This is a genomic window from Streptomyces sp. NPDC003011 (genome assembly GCF_053591515.1).
In genome coordinates this window covers 19918-40013 of the sequence record NZ_JBSFTY010000029.1, presented here as the reverse complement: position 1 = coordinate 40013, position 20096 = coordinate 19918, and the positions used below count along the sequence as shown (strand labels likewise).

1 protein-coding gene is annotated in these 20096 nt (G+C 69.5%); it reads right to left on the bottom strand.

Annotated elements, in window-relative coordinates; translation table 11 throughout:
* Positions 1-11: 11 nt before the first annotated feature.
* Positions 12-20084 (bottom strand): UvrD-helicase domain-containing protein, encoded by a 20073-nt coding sequence (locus ACWD0J_RS16790; RefSeq protein WP_451496554.1) that lies wholly within the window; start codon positions 20082-20084, stop codon positions 12-14.
* Positions 20085-20096: the final 12 nt, after the last annotated feature.

Below are 20096 nucleotides of genomic sequence, written 5' to 3'. Positions count from 1 at the left end.
CAGGCCCCGGCTCACGGTCGTGCCGCCCGTGGACGCGTGGGCCGGGGGGCCTGCCCCGGCTGTGTCTGCTGGGAGGCCGTGCCATGCCGGGAGTCGCCGTTGGAAGCGGGCCGACTTGCTGCCTGAACCGACTGCACGGCTATGGCAGCGGCACGTGTGATGTCGCTCTTGGAGAAGCCGGACCCGTTCTGGCTTGCGATCGAGTTCAGCTCGCTCACGAAGGCCTGGCCGAGCCGCTGGGTCAACTCGGTGGTCCCGTTCGCCGCGGACGGCACGGTGACCAGACTCTCGGCCGCCGTACGCGCCCGGCCAGCGACCTCTTCCATCCGTGCGCCCTGTTCGCGGGTCGATGCACTGTCGCTGTGCCGCAGCAGCGCCGCCCGGTCACTCATCCGAGCCGCCTGAGTGGTCAACGCGCCCACGGCGGCGCCCGCTGCGGCCTGGCCGGTGGCCACCGGCCGCTCCGGGCGCTGCCCGCCGATCTGACCGTGGGTGGATTCACGGCGCCGCGGCAGCGGAGGAGCCTGCGCCGTCGAGGATGTCGCTGGGGCAGCGGACGGGGGCGTCGGCGGAACGGTCGCCGTAGGCGGTGCGGGAGTTGCCGGGGCGGGTGACGACGGGGCCGTCTGCAGAGTTGCAGCAGCGGTGGGAGGCGTCGGCGGAACGGTCGCCGTAGGCGGTGCGGGCGGTGTGGACGACAGAGCCATCTCGACTCCCGCGCGGTCCAGCAGCAGGGCGCACACTCCATCGGGGCCTGGTGTTCCAAGGACGCCGCGGTCGACGAGGTCGACGATGAGCGCGCTGGCCTGCCCCGGCCCGGTACGCAGTGTGCTCTCTATCAGGGTGGCGGTGACGTCGGCCCGTGTCTCGGTGGCCAGGAACGCGGCCGTCCGTACGAGGTCGGGGGCGACTTCGGGCAGACGGCGGCGCTCCATGAGGATCTGCCGCACCGGGACGTCGTTGTTGACCTCCACATGGCCCGCATGGTTTTCCGAGAGGCGCAGGTAACCGACGTTCCACAGTTCGTACAGAGCGGCGGCGTTGTCCTCCTCGCTCAGCAGACCCTGGTTTGCCAGGTAGGCGGGATCGAAGCTGGTGACGGTTGTCGAGAGTGCCTCCAGGGCGGTCCACAGCACAGTCGGTTCGGCGACCGGAACGGGCGGCAACAGCGGAGCTGCCTGGCCTGACGCCGGTCGCATGTACTGCTCCTGGGCCAGGTAGTACGCGGCCTGGCCGCCCTGTCGGAGCAGGCACTGCTCCACCGCCCACGTGAGTCGGACTCCTGCTTCCTCCAACGTCACGCGGTTGTCGAGCATGCGCCGTTCCTCAACCTCGATCAGCGCATCGATGCGTGCCACGACCTCTGCCGGCGCGTGTTCCAGGACGCGGCGGATGTCTTCCTCCCACGCGTCGCTGAACGGCTCCAGGGTGCCCGGTTCCCACATGCGCTGCCCGGCGACCGGCTGGTTCCACGGCGCCACCGGGCCGGGTTCGGTGCTGGCGGTCTGGGTGGGGTGATTGTCGTAGAAGCCGAGCGGCGGTTCCTCGCCGTCGTCCAGGAACCCGCGTGTGCGTTCCACCTGGACCTGGGCGGCGTGGTGCAGCAGCCGCAGAAGGTTCCAGCGGAACCCGTGTTCCTCTCCGTTCTCCGCGCGCTGCTCAAGGAGGTCTCGTGTCCGGGAGGACACCAGTTCCATGGTCCGCGTCCAGAGAGTGGCGAAGAATCCCAGCTCCCTGAAGTCCTGTGCCCAGCTCTGAACGTTCTCCTTGATGTTGTTGTAGGTCTCCACCGCCGAGCTGATCAGCGAGCTGATCTGCTGCCAGGCGGTCGTCTCCCGCAGATCCCCCAGCCGGTCCTCGGCCGTCTGCCGGAGCCGGGTCAGCAGTCCGACGGACTGCTCCGCTCCCTGCATCGCAGCGGCTTCGGTACGACCGTCGGAGGTCGGGGTGCCGTCGCGTCGGACCCAGTTGCGGACCCGCTCCAGGAGACGGCTCCACGCGGCCTGGATGCCGGAGAAGCGGTTCAGGTCGGTGTCGGGCTCCAGTCGTCCCAGGATCCGGTCGGCGCGAGTGGCGGCGGCCCGCTGCAGACGCCACATGACGCGGTAACCGGCGGAGGTGTGCTGGCCGTTGCCGTCCAGCCGTCGTGCGATCCGGTACGCGGCGTGAGAGATCGCCCGGGCCACCCAGGCATCCACCGTCCGCATCACACCGTGCTCGCGGACGTCGTCAAGGAATCCATCTCGTACGGCCCGTGCGGTCGTCCGCAGCTGGGCCGTGAGGTGGTCGTACGCCTGGTGCAGGGACCTGACCTGCTCCCATCCCGGATCGCCCCAGAACCAGGCCGACTGCTGCTGCGCCTCGGACAACGCCTCGCGCAGGTCAGCGTCGTCGCGCGCCTCGACCTCCGGTTCGCCCACCGGCGGAGCCGCCGCCAGCCGATCCAAGGCGCCGGCCACTTGGCCCAACTGGCCCTGCATCTGCTGTATCGCTCCCTCGAGCGGTCGCAGGTCGACCGTCGGGGCCGGGTTCTGGCCCACGCCACGCCGAGCCAGTTCGTCGGCGATGAGCGTCACCAGCTGCCCGAGGTCCACCGACAGTTCGGGGCCGGCTGGGCCGCTGGCGGGTGCCGCCGTAGGAGTGGACATGGGGATCTCCTCATCGGATTCCGTCGCGGGAGCCGGGGACTGTGTCTCGTCGACGGACGCGGGCTCGGGGGCGGCCTCGGGCGCGGGAGCCTCGGCCGCTTGACGCCTCATGACGGCGAGTTGGCGGGAGATGGCGTCACGCAGGTCGGCCAAGAGGCCCGCATCCCCGTCGCTGAGCCGCAGCGTCCCCTGTCGCATGGCGACCGCTACGTCCGCGCACCGGTCGTCGAGGAGCTGCCACGCCTCGACGCTCGCCTCGCGAAGGGCCAACCCCCACTGGTCATCCAGTAGCGCCACCTCGTTGGTCCCGCCCACGCCCGTCTCTTGCCGCAGCTCTTCGTCCTCAGCGAGCAGGGCTTGGACGATGGGCGATGCATTCCACCCAAGCCACGCCTGGAACACGGCCGGAAGCGCCTCTCGCGGGGCGCGTTCCCTCGGCTCGGAGACGGGGGTGTCCTGTGCCGGCTCCGGGGTGGGCTGTTCGTCGACAGCAGGTTCGGCCTCGCCGGAGGGAGCGCCTTCCGTGGTGTCTGCCGTTTCCTCGGCGTCTGCGCGGGCTTCCCCGGTGGCGGGTACCTGATCCGCCTGGGGCGTCTGGTCGGCTGCCGTTTCCTCGCGCGGCGCCTCGTCTTCTGCAGGCGCGGTGTCGTCTTCTGGCTGGGCTGTCTGCGTCGTTCCAGCGGTCTCCGCGATCGGCGCCGTCGAGACCGTCCCGGGCTCCAGGCCCACCAGCCCGCCGAGGCTGCGCGGCGTGCTGAGGACCGTGAGTTCCGGGTGGCCGTCGTTGCCGGTGAATTCCCAGCGGAAGGCCTCGGCTCGCCCGTCGGGGTGCAGCAGCGTGCCGGTGACTTCCCATCGCTCACCGCCCTCGGGGTCCGAGCCGCCCACCGGGGTTCCGCCCACGAGGAAGGCGGCGAAGGGATGGTCGGCCAGTGGCAGCACCGTGGGTTGTCCGGCTGCGAGGTCACGCAGGGCAGTTGGTTGACCGGCGGACTCGGCTGCCGTGGGCAGGACGTCCTCGTACTGGCTGAGCCGCCCACGCAGGTTGGCCGTGGCCGCCTCGAAGGCTGTCATGCCGCGCGGAGTGGTACCGGGCTGTACGTCGTCCAGCGAGAACAGTTCGCCGATCTCGCTCGGCTCCACCTCCCGCTCGCCGGCCGGCTCCGGTTCCTCCTCCGTGATCAGGGCCGTGATGGCCTGACGGAGGATGTCGTTGAGTTCGCTCAGGGCCAGCTGGTAGTGCTGCTGTTCGCCCGCGGCGAGGTAGGCAGCGTACGACCGCTGTAGCCGGTCGCGTGTCTCCCAGGCCCTGTTCACGAGCCTGCGCTGTCCCATCGTTCGACGGCGGTCGATCCATGCGGACAGGTGCCTCCACGTCACTCGGCCCTCGCGCAGGGTCTCGCCGTCAGGACCGGTCACGTTGACGAGCAGGCCCTCGACGAGGGAGTACGCGCTGCCCTGCGTGCCGTCGCCGTCGGAGGGGGTGAAGCGCACCTGCATGCGGCCCGGCGTGATGAGCCGTTGGCCGCTCATCGAGCGTACGAACTGGGCCAGTTGGTCGACGGGCCACTGTTCCAGGATGGCGACGAGGTCTTCGTCGGTGGGGCTGGCAGGTTCGGCTGCGGGCTGCTCTTCCTCGGTGTCCGCCGGCTGGGCGCTTTCGGAGGTTGTGGCTGCGACGACGGGGTCCGGGGTGCTGTAGGGGGTCTCGGTGTCGGTCGCCGGTGTCGCCGGTTGCGTCTCCGCGGCCGGCTCCTCCGGGCTGCTGTTCGTGGAGGGGGCGGGCTCGGCGACGGGGGTCTCCGTCTCAGAGATCTGCGCCGCCGGTCCGCCGGTCAGGCCCAGGCGCTGCTGTGCATCCTCGAGGACGCGCAGGACCGGGTAGAGAACGGCGTGCATCTGCGGCACCGCCTCCCCGTCGACGGTGAGGGAGGCGTTGAGTCCTACGACCTGGTCCAGAGCGTCACGAACGGTGTTGACCTTGAGGCCGCGACGGCGTGCTTCGGCTTCCGCCTCGTCGAGGGCGTTGCAGACCAGGTGCAGCGCCTCGTGGGTGTAGGCGTCGTTGAGCTCGGGGAACGTACTCGCCGCCGCCAGCCGATCGAGGAGGGCATCGGGTGACTCCGCCGCGCCCTCGCTCGCCTGCCTCCAGTGCTCGACGGCAAGGGCTGCGATGTCGTTGACGCGCTCTTGGAGACGCAGGGCCGTGGCGTTGATGAAGCGCCGGGTGCTGTCGCGCGGCAGGGTCTGCAGGACTCGTTCGAGGTTGGCGGCGTACTGGGCCAGCGGGTCCTCACGCAGCTCCGCAGCGTCGACGGCCTGCTGGCTGCCGGGCGTGCTGCGGGCGCGCTGGAGTGCCGCGGCCACGCGTCGGGCTACGGTGTCGGCGTCCCAGGGCAGTGGCCGCCGTGTTCCGAGCAGCGCCATCGGGTCGCTGGTCGCGCCCGGGTCGGCCGCTGCGGGAACGGGTTCGGCCGGTGCCGGGTCGGCGGGCGCAGCGTCCGGCGTGGGCTGGCCAGCTGCCGGCTGCTCGCGATCGGTGGTTGGCGTCTGCGGGGCAGCGGTCGTCGTCGGCGCCGGGACCTCGGCCGGGGCGGCGTCCGGCTGCGGCTGCTGCTCGGGGGCAGGGATCGCCGACTGTGGGTCAGCCATCAGACCGGGAAGATCCTCGATCCACTGGAGTGAACCCAGGTCGAGCCGGTTCTTCGCTCGGGTCACTGCCACGTACATGAGCCGGAGATTCTCCGGCGAGGGCAGCGTGGGCTTCCCCGTTTCGGGATCGATCTTGGGGCCGGGGAAGTCGCCGGCGATGAGGACGTTGTCGAACTCCAGGCCCTTGGACCGGTGGGCGGTGCTGACGACGACTTCGGCCCGCAGTTCTTCTTCCTGGATCTTGATGTCGACGAGTTGTGCGGCGATGTCCTTGAGTCCTCGGGGGCTGTGAGCGTCGACGAGGCGGACGAAGGTCTCCAGGTGCTTGGCGTCGTTGTCGTCGCGTTCGACCAGGTCGCGGACTTCGTCCCAGTCCTTGAAGCTGGCCAGTTCCGGGTGCTTGGTACCGCGGCCCGCCATCAGGTCGGCGGCGGCGTCGGCGATGTCGACGATGTCTTTCTTCCCGCCGGCGAGGGCGACGCGGCGTCCCTGTTCGAGAGCGGCAACGACGGCAGCGAGGGCACCCGCGTTGGTTTTGGCGAGGACGGCGTCCGGTTCGGTGACGGTCCCGAGGGTGCTGTTGAGGTGGGGGTTGCCCTCGAGCATGAACGGCGAGCCGAGCAGGCTGAGGAACTCGTTGCCGATGCGGGCCACCTCGGTGCCGAACCGCCACGACTGGGTGAGGGGCAGTTCGATGTCGGCGGGCCAGCCGGTGAGGGCGTCCTCCGCACCACGGAACGCGTAGATGCTCTGGTTGGAGTCGCCGACCACGATGGTCTGGTGGTTCTGCTCCTGGATGACTCGCGAGAGGACAGGGTTGATGTCCTGCGCCTCATCAAAGATGATCACTTCGCCGGGCAGGGTCGGCTTGGTCAGGGCCCACAGCTTCAGGTAGTCGTCGAAGTCGAAGTGCACCTTGTTGCTGACCGGGTCCTCGATGTCCTTCCACGCGGCGCGGGCGTACCGCAGGACGGTGTCCCGGATCGAGCGGGGCGCCTCGGCCAGGCTGCTGGGCAGGTGCGCTGCGCTGATCTTGTCGTCCGCGCTGTTGCGGTAGGCCACGTAGGTGGCTTTCACCAGACGGGCAACGTCCTCGGGTTCATACGTGCGGTCCTTCGTGCGTACCGCCACGTTGATGCCCAGGGCCTCGGTGAGTTGCCACGGCCAGCGGGCGCCCGGGTGGTTCTTGCCCGCGTTGTTGACCTTCTGCTTCAGGCCAGTCTGGCGCAGCGCCCTCGCAGCGAAGGCGTGAGAGGTGGCGGCGTCGGTGTTGGCCGGGAACTTGCCGCGTGCCTCGTCGGCGATGTCGCGGTTGAAGGCAACGTAGGTAACCCGCTTGGGGCTGAGCTCCCGCGCGACCATGGCCATGGTCGTCGTCTTGCCGGTTCCGGCCAGTGCCTGTACCACGACGTTCTGCCCGGCGACGCACGCGTCGATGATGGCCTGCTGCTGAGGCGTGGGCGGGAACTGGGGTGTCTTCTCCTTCTGACCGGCGGTGCGTGCAGCCTCGTCCCGCGCGGCGAGATAGGTCCGCACGGTGCCGATCGCCGTGGCGCGTTTGCTGAACTCGCCTGTGTAGCGCCAACGACGCGAATCGCGGTGGAATTTGAACCCGTTGTCGCGCAGAAGCTTCCGCAGTTCGCCTTCCTGGGTGTACCAGTCGCCCTGACCGGTGCCGGTGAAGAAGACGCCGCCGTCTTCCTCGACGAGTTGGATGCGGTCGCTCCACGGTCCCCCGATGGGCGCCTCCGGGGCGGTGGTCATTGAGGTCTCCTCCTCCGGCGTCGCCTCCGCTGGTGTCTGCTCTGCCGGGGAGCTGGCGGCCGGGGCCGCGGCGGGGGCCGCCTCGGTTGCGGGGCGTTCCTCCGCAGCGGCGGTGGCCTCCGTGGCAGACGGGGCAGGGCTGGGCGCGGCCGCGGGCAGCCGCTCGATGGTCTGCTGGAGCCCGGCCTGGACCCCTTCGGTGTCGTAGAGCAGGGCCACGAGCCGGAAGGCCAGGTGCTGCTCGCGGTCGGAGCACTGCGGCGCGCTTCCCTCCGGTGCTGCCTCGTTGAGCTGCCGGGTCTCCTCGGCGAGCCGGGCCCGCAGGGCGATCGCGGGAGTGCGCACCGCGTCCAGCACGGTGATCAGCTCGCGGAGGCCGTCGGCGGTGTCCAGGGGTGCGTCGAGGTGCGACCACCTGGCCAGTTGGTCGAAGGCCGCCTCTATCTGCTGGATCTCCGGTTGGGTGGCGTAGTCCGTCGTCCACGCCCGTGACGCGGCCTGGAGCAGGCTCTGCCGGGAGTCGCCCAGCGTGGCCACGGTGACGCGGACATTGGCCGGGGAGGTGTAGGCGGTCGGCTCCCGCAGGGAGACGCCGGCGTCGTAGGCCCACATCACGGTGGCGTGCTTGGCGGCGACCAGCGGATCGCTGACCAGGGTGGTCGGTACGTTTCCGACCATCCCGGCCCACTGGCTCGCGAAGCTGGACCAGAAGACGGTCGCGATAACGTCGCCGTCGGGGTTGAGGACCTCCCGGCGCGCGTGCTCACTGGCGTCGACCGCCCGCGCGGTGTAGCCCCTGAGGCCGAGGACGGGCTGTGGCGTCATGGCGAGGCTGGCGGGGGTGGTGGTGGCGGCGTGTGTGGCGGCCTCGTCGACGGTGGCGAACGTGTCGGGCAGGTAGTCGGCGGTGGTCAGTCCCCGGATGCGCCAAGTCTTGTGGAAGGTGCTGTAGCTCAGCTGCCAGTGCCCGGTGCCGGTGGTGGTTTCGTACACCTCCCACGCCGTGGGGTCGTCCTGGCTGACGGGCGCCATGCGCCAGCCGGGGACTCCCGGTACGTCGCGGCCCCAGTCGAGGTACCGGTCGGCTGCCTGTGCGAGGGACATCTCGGTCCCGTCGATGAGGTAGCGGAGCTGACCGTTCTCCGTCGTCGTACTGTCCACGGTGTGACCTGCGGCGCGCAGGGCCGTGGGCACGCTCTGCCGGGTCGTGGCAGATGCCTCGGGTGCTGCGGGGGTGATCTCGGGCGCCGGCGTCCGTGGGAGGAACAGCCGTGTCCACAGCTCGGTGTCGGCTGCGGTCACGGTCAGCCGGCTCATCAGGTGCTCGGCGCAGTCGGCGAGGGCCGACAGGTTGCGCACCGTGCTCGGGTCGGCCGCGGTGTTGGCGAGGTGTTCGATGAGCGCGCGCGTCGTGCCGGTGATGGCTGCCAGGCGGTCCAGTTCGGGCTGGGGCTCGCTGGCGAGGTCTGCATCGTGCGGCATCAGGAATGCCCGGCGTAGGACGGCGGCCTCGGGCGGTGCGTTGTCGGAGGGGAGCAGCAGTCGTTTGCCGAGGTTGGTGACCTGGAGTGCCGCGTGGGCGTCCTGCAGTCGCCGCAGATCGGTCAGTGCCTCGGCCGCGCTCGCGTACGGCAGAGACTGCACGTCTTCTTCCTCTGCCGTCTCGGTGACGGGACCGTCCTGGGCCTGTCCGAGCTGGGTGGACAGCACCGCTCGGATCCGGTCGACGCCGCCGGAGGTCCGGGTGTTGGTCACCGCGGCCGCGTGCGCGTGCGACGCGTCCAGGAAGGCGTGCAGCGCCGCCTGGTCGCCCGGGGCCGAGAAGTCGCTGGTGCGGAGGATGAGCGCCAGTCCGTGTACGGCGTTGGCGTAGGCGGTGAGTTGACCCCTGAACGCCTCCAGTTGCTCGTCGGGGGCCTCCCACCTCAGCAGGTCGACCGCTGTCGTGATCCACTGCTGGGCGACGGTGGCCGCTGGCAGGGTGCTCCCTGCGGGTATCTCTTGGTCGAGGTCCTGGAGGGAGCGGCAGGTGGCGGTCTGCTCCCATGCCTGGCGGGCGGACTCGGCCCGCTCCTGGAGCCGCTCGTAGTCAGCCGAGTCCGTGATCACAGACCGGGGGTCGGAGCCGGCGGTGTGCCGTGGCGCGGACAGCCGGGCGGTGTGTCGGCGGATGCTGCGGGCGAGGCGGTGCAGCTGCTGCCGCTCAAGCGGGTCCTCGCGCTGGTCGGCCGCGAGCAGGACCTCGACCATGGCGTTGTGCCAGTCGGTGAGGGCCGAGGTGATGCGGTGATCGTCGGGGTTCTCGGACAGGCGTCGCATGCGGCTGCGCAGTTCGCGGGCGGCGCTGTCCGCCAGGTCGCGGTTGGTGCGCCGGGATCCGGGCCAGGCACGGAATGCCTCGAAGATCTCGGCCCGGCCGGCGGCGAGGTCCACGGCGTCGGCGTACGGCTCGGGGTCGGTCCCGAGCGGGTCCGGGTGCTCGGCGGGGTCGACCTGGCCGGGGAGCGTGGGTATCTGTGCGACCAGGTCCGACACGTCGGGGGTGGCCAGCAGCCGGGCGCGCAGGTTGGTCATGGCGTTGGCGTAGTTGCCCGCCGCCACCCACACGGGAAGGTCCTGGTGGTGGGTGAGGTCTTGGGCGGTACGTGCCATGGCCCAGAGCTGCTCCAGGAGGGCGTCGGCGTCAGCCGGGGAGAGGCCCTGCAGTACTTCGTGCTGGCGTCGGAGGAGATCTCGCTGCTCGCGGACCCTCACGCGGGGCCGCCGAGGCAGCTCGGCCATGAGGGTGGTGTACAGCGTCTCAGCGAGCGCTTGCGCGGCGGCAGCCTCGGCGGGGCCGGTGAACGGGCCGAGGACGAGGGCGATGTTCCTCAGTTCGGGGTCGTCGATGGCGTCGAGGGCCGCCGCCTCCCCGGCAGCGTCGTGCTGCATGGTTGCCTCGGTGACCGGCTCGCTCGCGGGAGTCCCAGCGCTCGGACCCGTCTCCGGCTGCACCTGTTCGTCTTGGTCCGCCTGTGCCGCTTCGGTGCCGGACACGTCCTGCTGCACGGTGTCGTCACGAAGGTTCGACAGTCGGTCTGCCATGCTGCGCGACCACGGGAACGTCGCCTCGAAGCGCCTGTACAAGAGCCAATCCAGGTCCGACTGGTCGACTGAGGTCCTGCCGAGCCAGACAAGGCCAGGGTCGGATGCCCGGTGCTTCCCCAGCCACAGCAGGAAATGGTCGGCTGCCTCATGGCCGTATGGGTTCAGAGCGCGACCTGCGGCGAGGAGAAGGGCTTCAATCTCGGCTCGGTACGGTTCGAGCTCCTCCGGAAGCGTGCCGACATCCAGGGACTGAGGTGGCCCATCAAGAACAGGGTCGCTGGAGGAGACCGCCAGCGCCCGAAGGAATCGATACTTGATGTCGGACGGGTCGGTCAGGGCGAGCGCCGCCTGCTCGTCGTCGAACCTGTGGCGCGGCGAGTCGGCCTCGTTCGGGGCCGACTCGGGGTGCGCCCACGGGAAGACCAGCAGGAAGCGCGCGCACAGCGCCTCGAGCAACAGGTCGAGCGTTCCCTCGGACGTGGCGGCGCTGTGCAGAGCCGGGAACTCCTCTTCCAGCCGTCGGGCGAGTTCCTCCTCGACGACAGGGGCGGCCTGTTCACGCAGCGGGAAGAGCTCGGCGGCGGTCCGCAGCAGTAGTTCGTCTACAGCTTGCGCTGCGGGCACTGCACTGCTTGGAAGGTCGATGCTCATCGGTGCGATGTGCGTGACGCCGTCGGTATCGGTCACGGTGAACGCGCCGTCGGTGCGGGCAACCTCAAACTGGAACTCTTCTGTCTGTCCTCGTTCGGCCAGGTCGTTCAGTGCGGCGCCGTAGGTGACGTATGGGCTGCTGTCGGGCGGGGTCGCGCGATACCAGCGGTCTGGGGCGAACGGTGCAGAAGTCCCTGCGGCGGCCTCAGCTGCGGCTTCGTCGGAGTCCGGAGATGCGCCGGTAGAAGCGGGCATCTGTTCCGGGTCCGTCGGTTCGGATTGGTTCTCTGCGGTCACGGTACCGGGGTCGCCGTCGACAGCGTCTGACTCTTCGTTGACGATGCAGGGGACGGTCAGGAAGTGGTCAGCGATGTCTTCGAGAGACTCGATGCCGGCGGCGTCGAGGGAGATGTCCCCGTAGCGCTGGGTGCGCTCGCCTTGGCCGTCCATCTCGCGGAAGAACGCGTTGCTGACCCTCACGCCGCCGTCGACCGGTTCGTGGTCGATCTGGCAGATGAAGTGCGTGTGTGGGTCGCGCATGAAGCGCAGGTACCAGGAGTTGATGCCTGGCTGGCCGCCTCGCTCACTGTCCCACGGCAGCGCCCCGCTCATCGGCTGCAGGTTGACGACCACGCCTCGACCGACCAGATGCCCGGCCAGTTCCCGCAGGTGGTCGGGAAGCTCCGGCCAGCTCGCCGGGACGGGGGTGCGACGGGGGCTCACCCATCCGACGCGCGGATCGCCGACGTTGAAGACGCCGGTCTGCGCTTCAGCGTCGAAAGCCCAGATCTCTCCCTGGTCGTCCTCCACCCAGATCTGTCCTGCGGGAAGCTCGTCGCCGGTGAGGGTCTGCTGAATGATGCGACCCACGATCGTGGCCGTTTCCGGGGACGGTGCGGCGGCCCACAGCACCCTCCCCTCCAACGAGCCGTTCACGGGAGCATTGGATGCGGGTGATTGCCGGTACCGGCCGGACGTCACCGCTTCGGCGATGGCATTGCCAGCGAGCTCGCTGTCCTCGCTGGACTCCAGGGCCGCGGCGTGTGCATACGCGGCGGCCGTCAGCCGGTGCAGCCGGTCGAGGCTGGCGCGCGCGCTGTCGTCCGTGCCGCGCAGAGTGAGCGCCAAGCAGTGGGCGGACGCGGCGACCTCGTCCATGACGACGCGGCGCGCGCGTGCTTCGGTGGTGCCCTGCCCCCACCAGACCTCCATGGCCTGGCTGAGGCGGACGAGCATGGTGACGGCTTCACGGTCTTCCCCGGGAGGCGGCACCTCAGGGAGTTCCAGCAAGCTGCGCATGAGAGGGGTGTCATTCCAGACCGCCCAGCGTTCACGCAGGAGCTGCTCGGCGTCGGCGAAGGTCTCTGGTTGCTCATACGGGAGGGCGTCACGCTCGGCCCGGTCCTGGTGCGCGGTGAGCTTCGCCCGGTGGGTGTGGATCAACCGGAGCAGGTGTTGGAGGACGGCGGCCGCGTGCGGATCGGTGGTCTCGGTGGCCGCGTCGATGCCCCGGGCCAGGACCCGTCCCCAGGCGTGCGGGCTGTGACGGACGTCCTCCTCGACGCTGTTCTGGAGTTCCCAGATCAGGCCGCGCAGTTCCGCGGCGTGCAGGAGTTCGCCGTCGTCGGCGTAGGCCTGCGGCCAGGCCTCGTAGGTGCTGAAGATCTCCTTTCGTGCGGCGGCCAGCTCGGTGCGGTCGCTGTAGGCGGCGATGACCGGCGGGAGTGGGGGCGCCTCGCGCACCGGCGTGTGGTCAAGGGCCTGCCACAGGGCGTTGGCGTCGGGCAGCAGGTCGAGCAGGTCGTCGCGGCTGCAGCGGAAGCGGGCCAGGTGGCGCTGGGTCAGGTCGGTGAGGCGGAAGGCCAGCCGCATCAGATCGGGGTCGTCGACGAGTTCGGCGTACCGGCCTGCCGCGTCCTTGAGGGCCGAGTACGCAACCAGGTACTCCTCCACCGTGCCAGGCGGTTCGAGTTCCAGCACCGTGTCCGCCTCAATGAGGGCACTGCGAGCGGCGGCAACGTCGTCCGGCAGGCTGGCCGGATTCGGGGTGGTGCTCTTCTCGGCGTGGAACAGGGCTTGGGCGGTGCGCTGCACCAGGAGGCGGTCTTCTACAAGGTCACGCGCTTCCTGGTAGGGCTCGAGGAAAACGGCCAGCCGTCGTTCTTCGGCGTCGGAGGTGGCGAAGTACGGATCCTCACGCGCGGCGTCATCGGAAAGGGGTACCGGTGCGGCCAACGGCTGGCGAGTGATCGCTTCGTCATCGCTCGACTGGTCGGGCTCGTCGGCTGCCGGCCCGGTGTTCTCGTAGATCTCCTCGAAGCGGACCGGGTAAGGAACATCGTCGCCGTCGAGGTCTTGGACGAGGACATCGCCGGGTTCAGACCCGTCGTACTGCGGATCGACGACCACAGCGTCAACCAGGTCGTCCTCGGTTGCCTCGTCCTGGTCCGCGTGGCGTACCACGTCGCCTGCGTGAAAGTCCGACGTCTGCCAGACACGCCTGGACAGGATTTCCGGGGAGGGCTCGCCCTCGGCCTCGGAGCCAGGCTCTACGCCTGTGGTGTCCTCAACACCCTGGGCCTCGGCCGGCACGGCGGGTGGAACCTCCAGGTTCAACGGGTCGGGCTGCGCCCACTGGTGGGTCTCGAACAGCTGCACGCGCAGGGCGTCGAGAAACCGCGGCAGGGTCTCGTCCGTAAGATCGTCAGCGAGGGCCGGAGCGCGGCGGGCAAGGTTCTCTCGGCACCACGTGTCGAGCATGAGGCCAGCCCCCGACCCCCACTGCCGCAGTTCCGAGGCCGCGGCGTCGACGAGTTCGGCGACCTCTTCGGAGTGCGCGGCGGCCGCGGTGCCGGTGAAGTCCTCGGGCAGGAGCCAGACCTCACCACTAGGCGCGTAGGGGCCAAAGGGGCCGGGCAATTCCCACACACCAGGCTGGGCGTCACTGGCCCGGAAGTTCTGTGGCGCCGGGATGACGTTTACCAACCACGTCCCGGAGGCGTACCGAACCCGTCCATCATTGTCGCGGTATCCGAACCAGTGGCGGGCATCGAAGAGGTCCTCGAGCCGCGCCGGGGCACCCTGGAGCGGCGTCGGGTCACCGCGTCCGGGCTGCTCCAGCAGGCCCGAGCCTTGGAGCTGGGTCATGTGGCGGGCGGCCGCCTGCTGCAGTTCCCGGGTCCGGTCCGCCAACTCCCGAGTGCGCTCCGAGGGATACCATCGCTCGGGGTCGGCGAGTTCCTCAACGAAGGTACCGGCGATATCAAGGAGTTCTCGTAGTTCGTAGTAGGCCCAGGCCTCCAGGCCCGGCGTGTCCCTGCCAGATTCCGTCCGGCAACTGCGGACAACACGATCCAACTCTGCAATTCGACCTTGGTGCGTGTCAGCCGACGCGTTCTCCCAATCACCGTCACTCAGCCAGGCGTCGAGCGCGGCAAGGACGGCATCCTCACCGGCTTGCGCCTTTTCCGCAGTGGCGTACGGGGCGAGATCGGCCTCGTCCGCGGCGGGTACGGCGGCCGGCTCGGATTCGGAATGTCCTCCCGCCAGCCCTTCGATGTCGGCGTCGAGCTGGGCGACCCGGGCGCGAGCCTTGGCCAGTTGGCCCGCCTTGGAGAAGGGCTTGTCGACCAGGGCGGTCGCCCGGTCGATGTCCATCTGTACCTCGTCGACCACGGCGCGGTACTTCTCCAGGAGCTTGTCCAGGCCCTCGACCTTGTTCTCCATGCGGGTGACCAGGCCGAGCGGGGCCTTGTTGCTGTTCAGCAGGGCGTCGAGGTCGTCGACGAAGAGGCTGTCGCCGGGCACGTTCCGGATGGCGAGTTCGAGGACACCCATGACGGTGTTGAGACGGGCCTGAAGGTGCAGGCCGTCGAGGACGGCAATGGGCTCCCAGGGGCTGATGGTCTTCACACCGCGGCGGTTCGCCGCGCGGAGCCGGTCGCGGATGGCGACGGCCAGGTCCACGCGCTTGGTGTAGATGCGGCCATCGGGCCCTTCGAGACGTACGTCGTCGCCGCGTTCTTCCCGGACGGCGTCGCGGGTTGTGACCGCGGCGGCGATCGCGTCGGCTTCGTTCCGGGCACGCTGGAGGGTGTCGGCACCGGTGTCGACGGTGTGCCGCAGATGCTGGTGCGTGCGCCGCCAGCTGCGGTAGGCGGTCTCCAGGAGCGCGAGCTCCTTGTCCGCCTGCATCTTTTTGAGCATCAGCGGGTTACCGGTGGCCAGCGCCTTGACCTCGCCGAACTCCAGGTAGTCCTTCTCCAGGTCGCCGTCCGCGCCGACATCGTCGAGGTCGTCGATCGAGCGGCCGGTGCGGATCTGCTCGATGAAACGTGCCTTGCGTTCGACGGTCTGCCACATGAAGGAGTCGAAGCTGCCCTCCTGCACATAGCGGAAGAGCTTCACCTGCGGGTTCTGGTTGAAGGGGCGGATGATGCGGCCTTCGCGCTGCTCCACGTCGGAGGGCCGCCAGGGGCAGTCGAGGTGGTGCAGGGCGATGAGCCGGTCTTGAGAGTTGACCCCGGTGCCCATCTTTTGGGTGGAGCCCATCAGGACGGCGACCTTGCCTTCGCGGGCGTCCTTGAAGAGGAGTTCCTTGGCTGCCGCGTCCTCCGCGTCGTGGATATAGCGGATGAGCTCGGCGGGCATACCGAGTTCGATCAGCTTGTCGCGGAGGTAGTCGTAGGCGATGAAGTTGCCCCGCTTGCGGTTCAGCTCGCTCGGGGTCCCTCGGTCGGCAAAGGCCATCTGGAAGGCACCAGGCAGTTCCTGGGGCACGCCAGCACGGTCGGTGTACCGGTTGTCCTTCGTCGCCTGCCAGATGTCGAAGATCCGCTGGGCGGCGACGTCGAGTTTGCCGATGGGCGAGGCGGGCCAGCCGACCATGCGGAGGTCCATGGCGCCCATGCGGCCGTCGTTGCTGATGGACAGCAGGTTGTCCTCGGACGCGTCGACCTCGCCGGAGCGGACCGCTTCCGCACGGTCGGCGATGTCCTCCATGAAGGCGCGGTCTTCGTCCGTGGCCGGCACCAGCACGGTCTCGGTCGTGTGCTCGGGGACCGGCAGCTTGATGTCGCGGCGGGTACGCACGTGAGCGCCCGTTCGCCACATACGACTGAAGTCGAGGCTGTTGCGGAACCCGCCGATGCGTTCCTTGATGCGCGGGATGCCCTCCGGGCCGATCTCGGCGCTGACCGTCGTGGTCATGAACTGGGCGGCGAAGGCGTCGAAGTCGTCCAGGCCAGCGGCCCGCAGCAGGTCCGGGCGGAAGAGCAGGAGCATGACGTACGCCTGCGTCATGGAGTTCGGGAACGGGGTGCCGGTGGCGCCCAGGCCCACCCCGGGGCCGTATCGGCGTTCCATCGAGCGGAGCTTGGTCAGCAGGCCGGCCGCCCGGCCGGATCCGTTCAGGGACAGCTGGCTGTTGCGGGTGGGGATGTCCAGGTTGGCGTAGTCCTGGACCTCGTCGACGGCCAGGAAGTCGATCCCGGTCTGTTCCCAGGAAATGCCGGTGCCGGACTCCTTGGTGAAGTGCTTGACCAGCTTCTGGGTGAGGCGTTTGAGCTCGCCCTGAAGATTCTTGATCGTCTTCCGGGCCGTGAGTGCGCGCCGCCCCGTTTCCTGACCCTCGTCTTCGGCCTGGCGGATGGGGTCGCCGGTGTCGGGGTCGTGGTCGGGGTTGGCGGCTTCGGTGACACCCTGTCCGGTCAGTTCGGCCCGGATGATGTTGCGGAAGTTCTCGGTCTCCCCGGCGACGTACTGGTTCTGTCCATTGGCCGAGAGCGGGATCATGTCGAACACGGACTGGGTGAGGATCACCACGTCCCAGTCGCCGTTGGCGATGCGGGCAACGAACTCCTTGCGGCGGGGCTTGGCGAAGTCGGCGCCGTCGACCGCCAGCACCCGAGCGCCGGGGTAGGCCTTGAGGAATTCGTTGCGCCACTGGTCACACAGGTGGTTGGGGACGACGATGGACGGCTTGTTGCTCAGGCCCAGGCGGCGGCGCTCCATGACGGTGGCCGCGATGGCGAGTGTCTTGCCGAAGCCGACGGTGTGGTCGAAGAAGCTGCCGCCGGGGTCGACGATGGCGCGGGCGATCGCTTGCTTCTGGTGGGGGCGCAGGGTGTAGCGGTCGGAAAGGCCCGGCAGCTGCAGGTGAGATCCGTCGCCGGGGTATTCCAGCCAGGAGTTGAAGCGCTCGTTGTAGGCGCGCAGCAGGGCCGCGGCACGCGGCGGGTCGTTCCACAGCCAGTCCGCGAAGAGACGGTTCATCTCCTCCGCTTTGGCCTGCGCCTTTTCGGTCTCGTTGGCGGCCCAGCGCTTGCCAGCCTGTACGTCGGCGCGGGTGGCGTCTTCCTCGAGGGAGGGCGGGGAGACCAGGATGGTCTTGTTGCACAGCAGCCGCTGGGCGAGGTCGATGGCGGTGCGCTTCTCCGTGCCGTAGATGACGGTGGAGGCGTTGGAGTTGTTCACGGCCGTGGGGGCTTCCACGGTCCAGTCGGCGCCGGTGGTGCGCGTGACCGTGATCTGCTGGCTGTTGAGGATTTCCCGCAGGAACTGCTGGACGTAGCGGGGGTCGATCCAGGTGGCGCCGAGGCGTACGTCGTCGATGTCGCCCGGTGTCTTGTCCGGCAGATGGGTCTGTATGACCTTGCGGAGGGCGGTGACGTTGGCCTGCAGCGGGTGCGTGGGGCGCTGGTCGTCGTCGACGAACTGGAGGATCTGCTCGACGTGCGCGAGCTTCTCGCGGACGTTGCCGGAGAGGTAGAGGTCGCCGGGCAGGAGGCGGTCGCTGAGGTCGGGGTCGGCGAAGACGAGGTCGCCGAGCGCGGCGCGGGCTTCGTCGGGGTCGGCGAGGGCCAGCAGCCGTGCGATCTCGGCGAGCCGGACCTCGCCGAAGGTGTCGAGGCAGATGGCCAGTGCTTCGGCCGGCGTCTCGACCTGGGTGGCCTCTTCGCGGCGGGAGACGGCGGAGCGGGTGAAGATGTCGCTCTTGGTGGCGGTGTCGGTGCTGAAGTCGTAGTCCTCGAGCGCGTAGACGCCGGCGGCGTACGGGTCGCTGCGGAAGGCTCCGTGGGCGGTGCGCCGGTCGCGGCGGGTCTGGCGCCTGTTGAGGTAGCCGTGACGGGCGGTGTGGGCGCCGTAGCGTTGGTTGAGTTCCTGCCGCAGTTGCTCGGTGTCGCCGGTGGCGCCGTCGGTGGCTTCGGCGGTGAGCAGCTTGACGTAGGTGTCGCGTAGCGCCAGAAGCGAGGCCAACTCGACCGTGGCGCTCTTGAAGACTTCGCGCGGTGCGAGTTCTCCCCCGGTGACCTGCTGGAAGGTGCCGTCGCGCATGTCGACGAGGGAGCCTTCGAAGCGGGCGAGTTCAGCGCCGAACATCTCCCAGGCGGCCTGCTGGCGGGCGGCGGCCGCGTCGACGTCGGCGCGCTGCTCAGGGTCCGGCGGTCGGACCTGCCGACCCTCGATCCGGGCGGCGGCGACGGCGGCATTGAGGCGGAGAGTGAACTCGGTGACGAGGTCACGGTCCTGGTAGGGGCGTACGACGAGTTCCTCGTCGCTGTACTGGCCGTGGCCCAGGCCGAGGGTGCCGAGGATGTTCTCGGGGTGCTGCGCGAAGTACTCGTTGATGTGGACGACGGTGTCCTCGCCGACCTGGACGGGTGTGAGCTTGGCGAAGTCGGGGCCGCTGGGCTCCACGTCCTGGGGGCGGCGCTGCAGGATGAGCAGGTCCACGATCGCCTTGGTGCCCGCCGCTCGGAGCATGGCTCCGCTGGGCATGCGGAAGGCGGCGACGAGGTCGGCGCGGGCGGCGATCTCCCGTCGGGCGCTCAGGCCGGCCGAGTCCATCGTGTAGTGGCTGGTGAACAGGGCGACGACTCCCCCGCCGAGGTCTACTTCGAGGTCGCCGTCTTCGCCGCTGTCCTCGCCGCTGTCCTCGGTGTCGCCTTCGGGTGCCTGTCCTCGGTCACGGACGAGATCGAGGGTTTTGAGGATGAAGTGGTTGTGCGTGGCGAGGTGCAGCGGGTTGTGCCGGGGGTCGACGAGCGCGATCTCGTCGAAGGGCACGTTGCCGATGCCGCCGTCGAAGTATCCGTCCGGGAAACGGGTGTCGACGTACGACTCCTGGCGGATGTCGGCGTCCGGGTAGAGGTGAGCGGCGATCTGCGCGCTGATCGGGTCGAGTTCGACCCCGGTGAGCTGCACACCGTCGGGGGCGAAGCCGATGAAGGGGCCGGAGCCGCAGCCAGGCTCGACGAAACGCACCCGTGGCGGGGCCGGCTGGGCCCGTTCATCCGCCTGTGCTTCGGTCACGCCAAGCTCCCTCAGGCCCAGTTCCATGAGGGCGTCCCAGATGGGCGGGATGAAGGCGGCGTCCGTGTAGTGCGCGTTGCGGGTGGTGGCTTCGGCGGCGGCCCACTCCTCGTCGGTGAGCAGTTCGCGCAGTTCACGTCGCAGCGGCTCGAAGCGTTCCTGCCGCGGGTCGAACATCTGGGGGATGGCCCCCCACGACGACCAGTGGGCCAGGATCTGCTGCTCGGCTTCGGTGGCGGGCCGGTCTTCGTCCTGAAGGGTGCGCAGGACGCGGATGGCCGCGAGGTTGCCCTGGGCGCGCCCCACCGGACCGGACGGGGCAAGGTCGGCCTGCCCGGTGGGCCGGAAGCGCGGCGGGCGTACGGCGGGTTCGTACGCGGCACGGCCGTCGGAAGTCAGGCTCACGTGCTCGCCGCGGTAGTCGATCAGGGTGTCATCGACGTGGAGGAGGCCGCGCTCAAGCAGCCGCTCGTACACACCTTGGTCGAGTTCGGCGCCGTCAGCGGTGGTCAGGCCCGCTCCGCTGACGTAAGCGCCGCCGGCGTCGATGGCACGCAGGAGTGTGATCTCCTCCGTTGTCAGATCGGTCTGCTGCGGGGTGGACGGAGGAGGCTCGTCCGGCTGCAGGCCGCGGGCCCGGGCCACGGCCTGCTGTTCCTGTTCGCGCGCCAGGTCGTCCGTGAGCGCCTGGTCCTCGGCGTCGTACAGGTGATCCAGAGCGGCGACGCCTTGCTCGATGCTCAGGTCCGAGGCCAGGACGGTGTGGATCGGCTTGGTGTCGGGCTCCTCGCCGGGGACCGTGCGGATCAGCAGGTGCGTGCCGTGCTGTGGGGATGCTTCCTCGGTCACCTCTACGAGCGTGTAGACCCAGCCTGTGATGTCGTGGTCGACGAGTTGCAGCGGCACCCAGGTGAGTCGGCCGTCGGTGAGGGCTTCGTTGTCGGGCAGCTGCTGGTCGGGTTCGTACATGTCGATACCCCC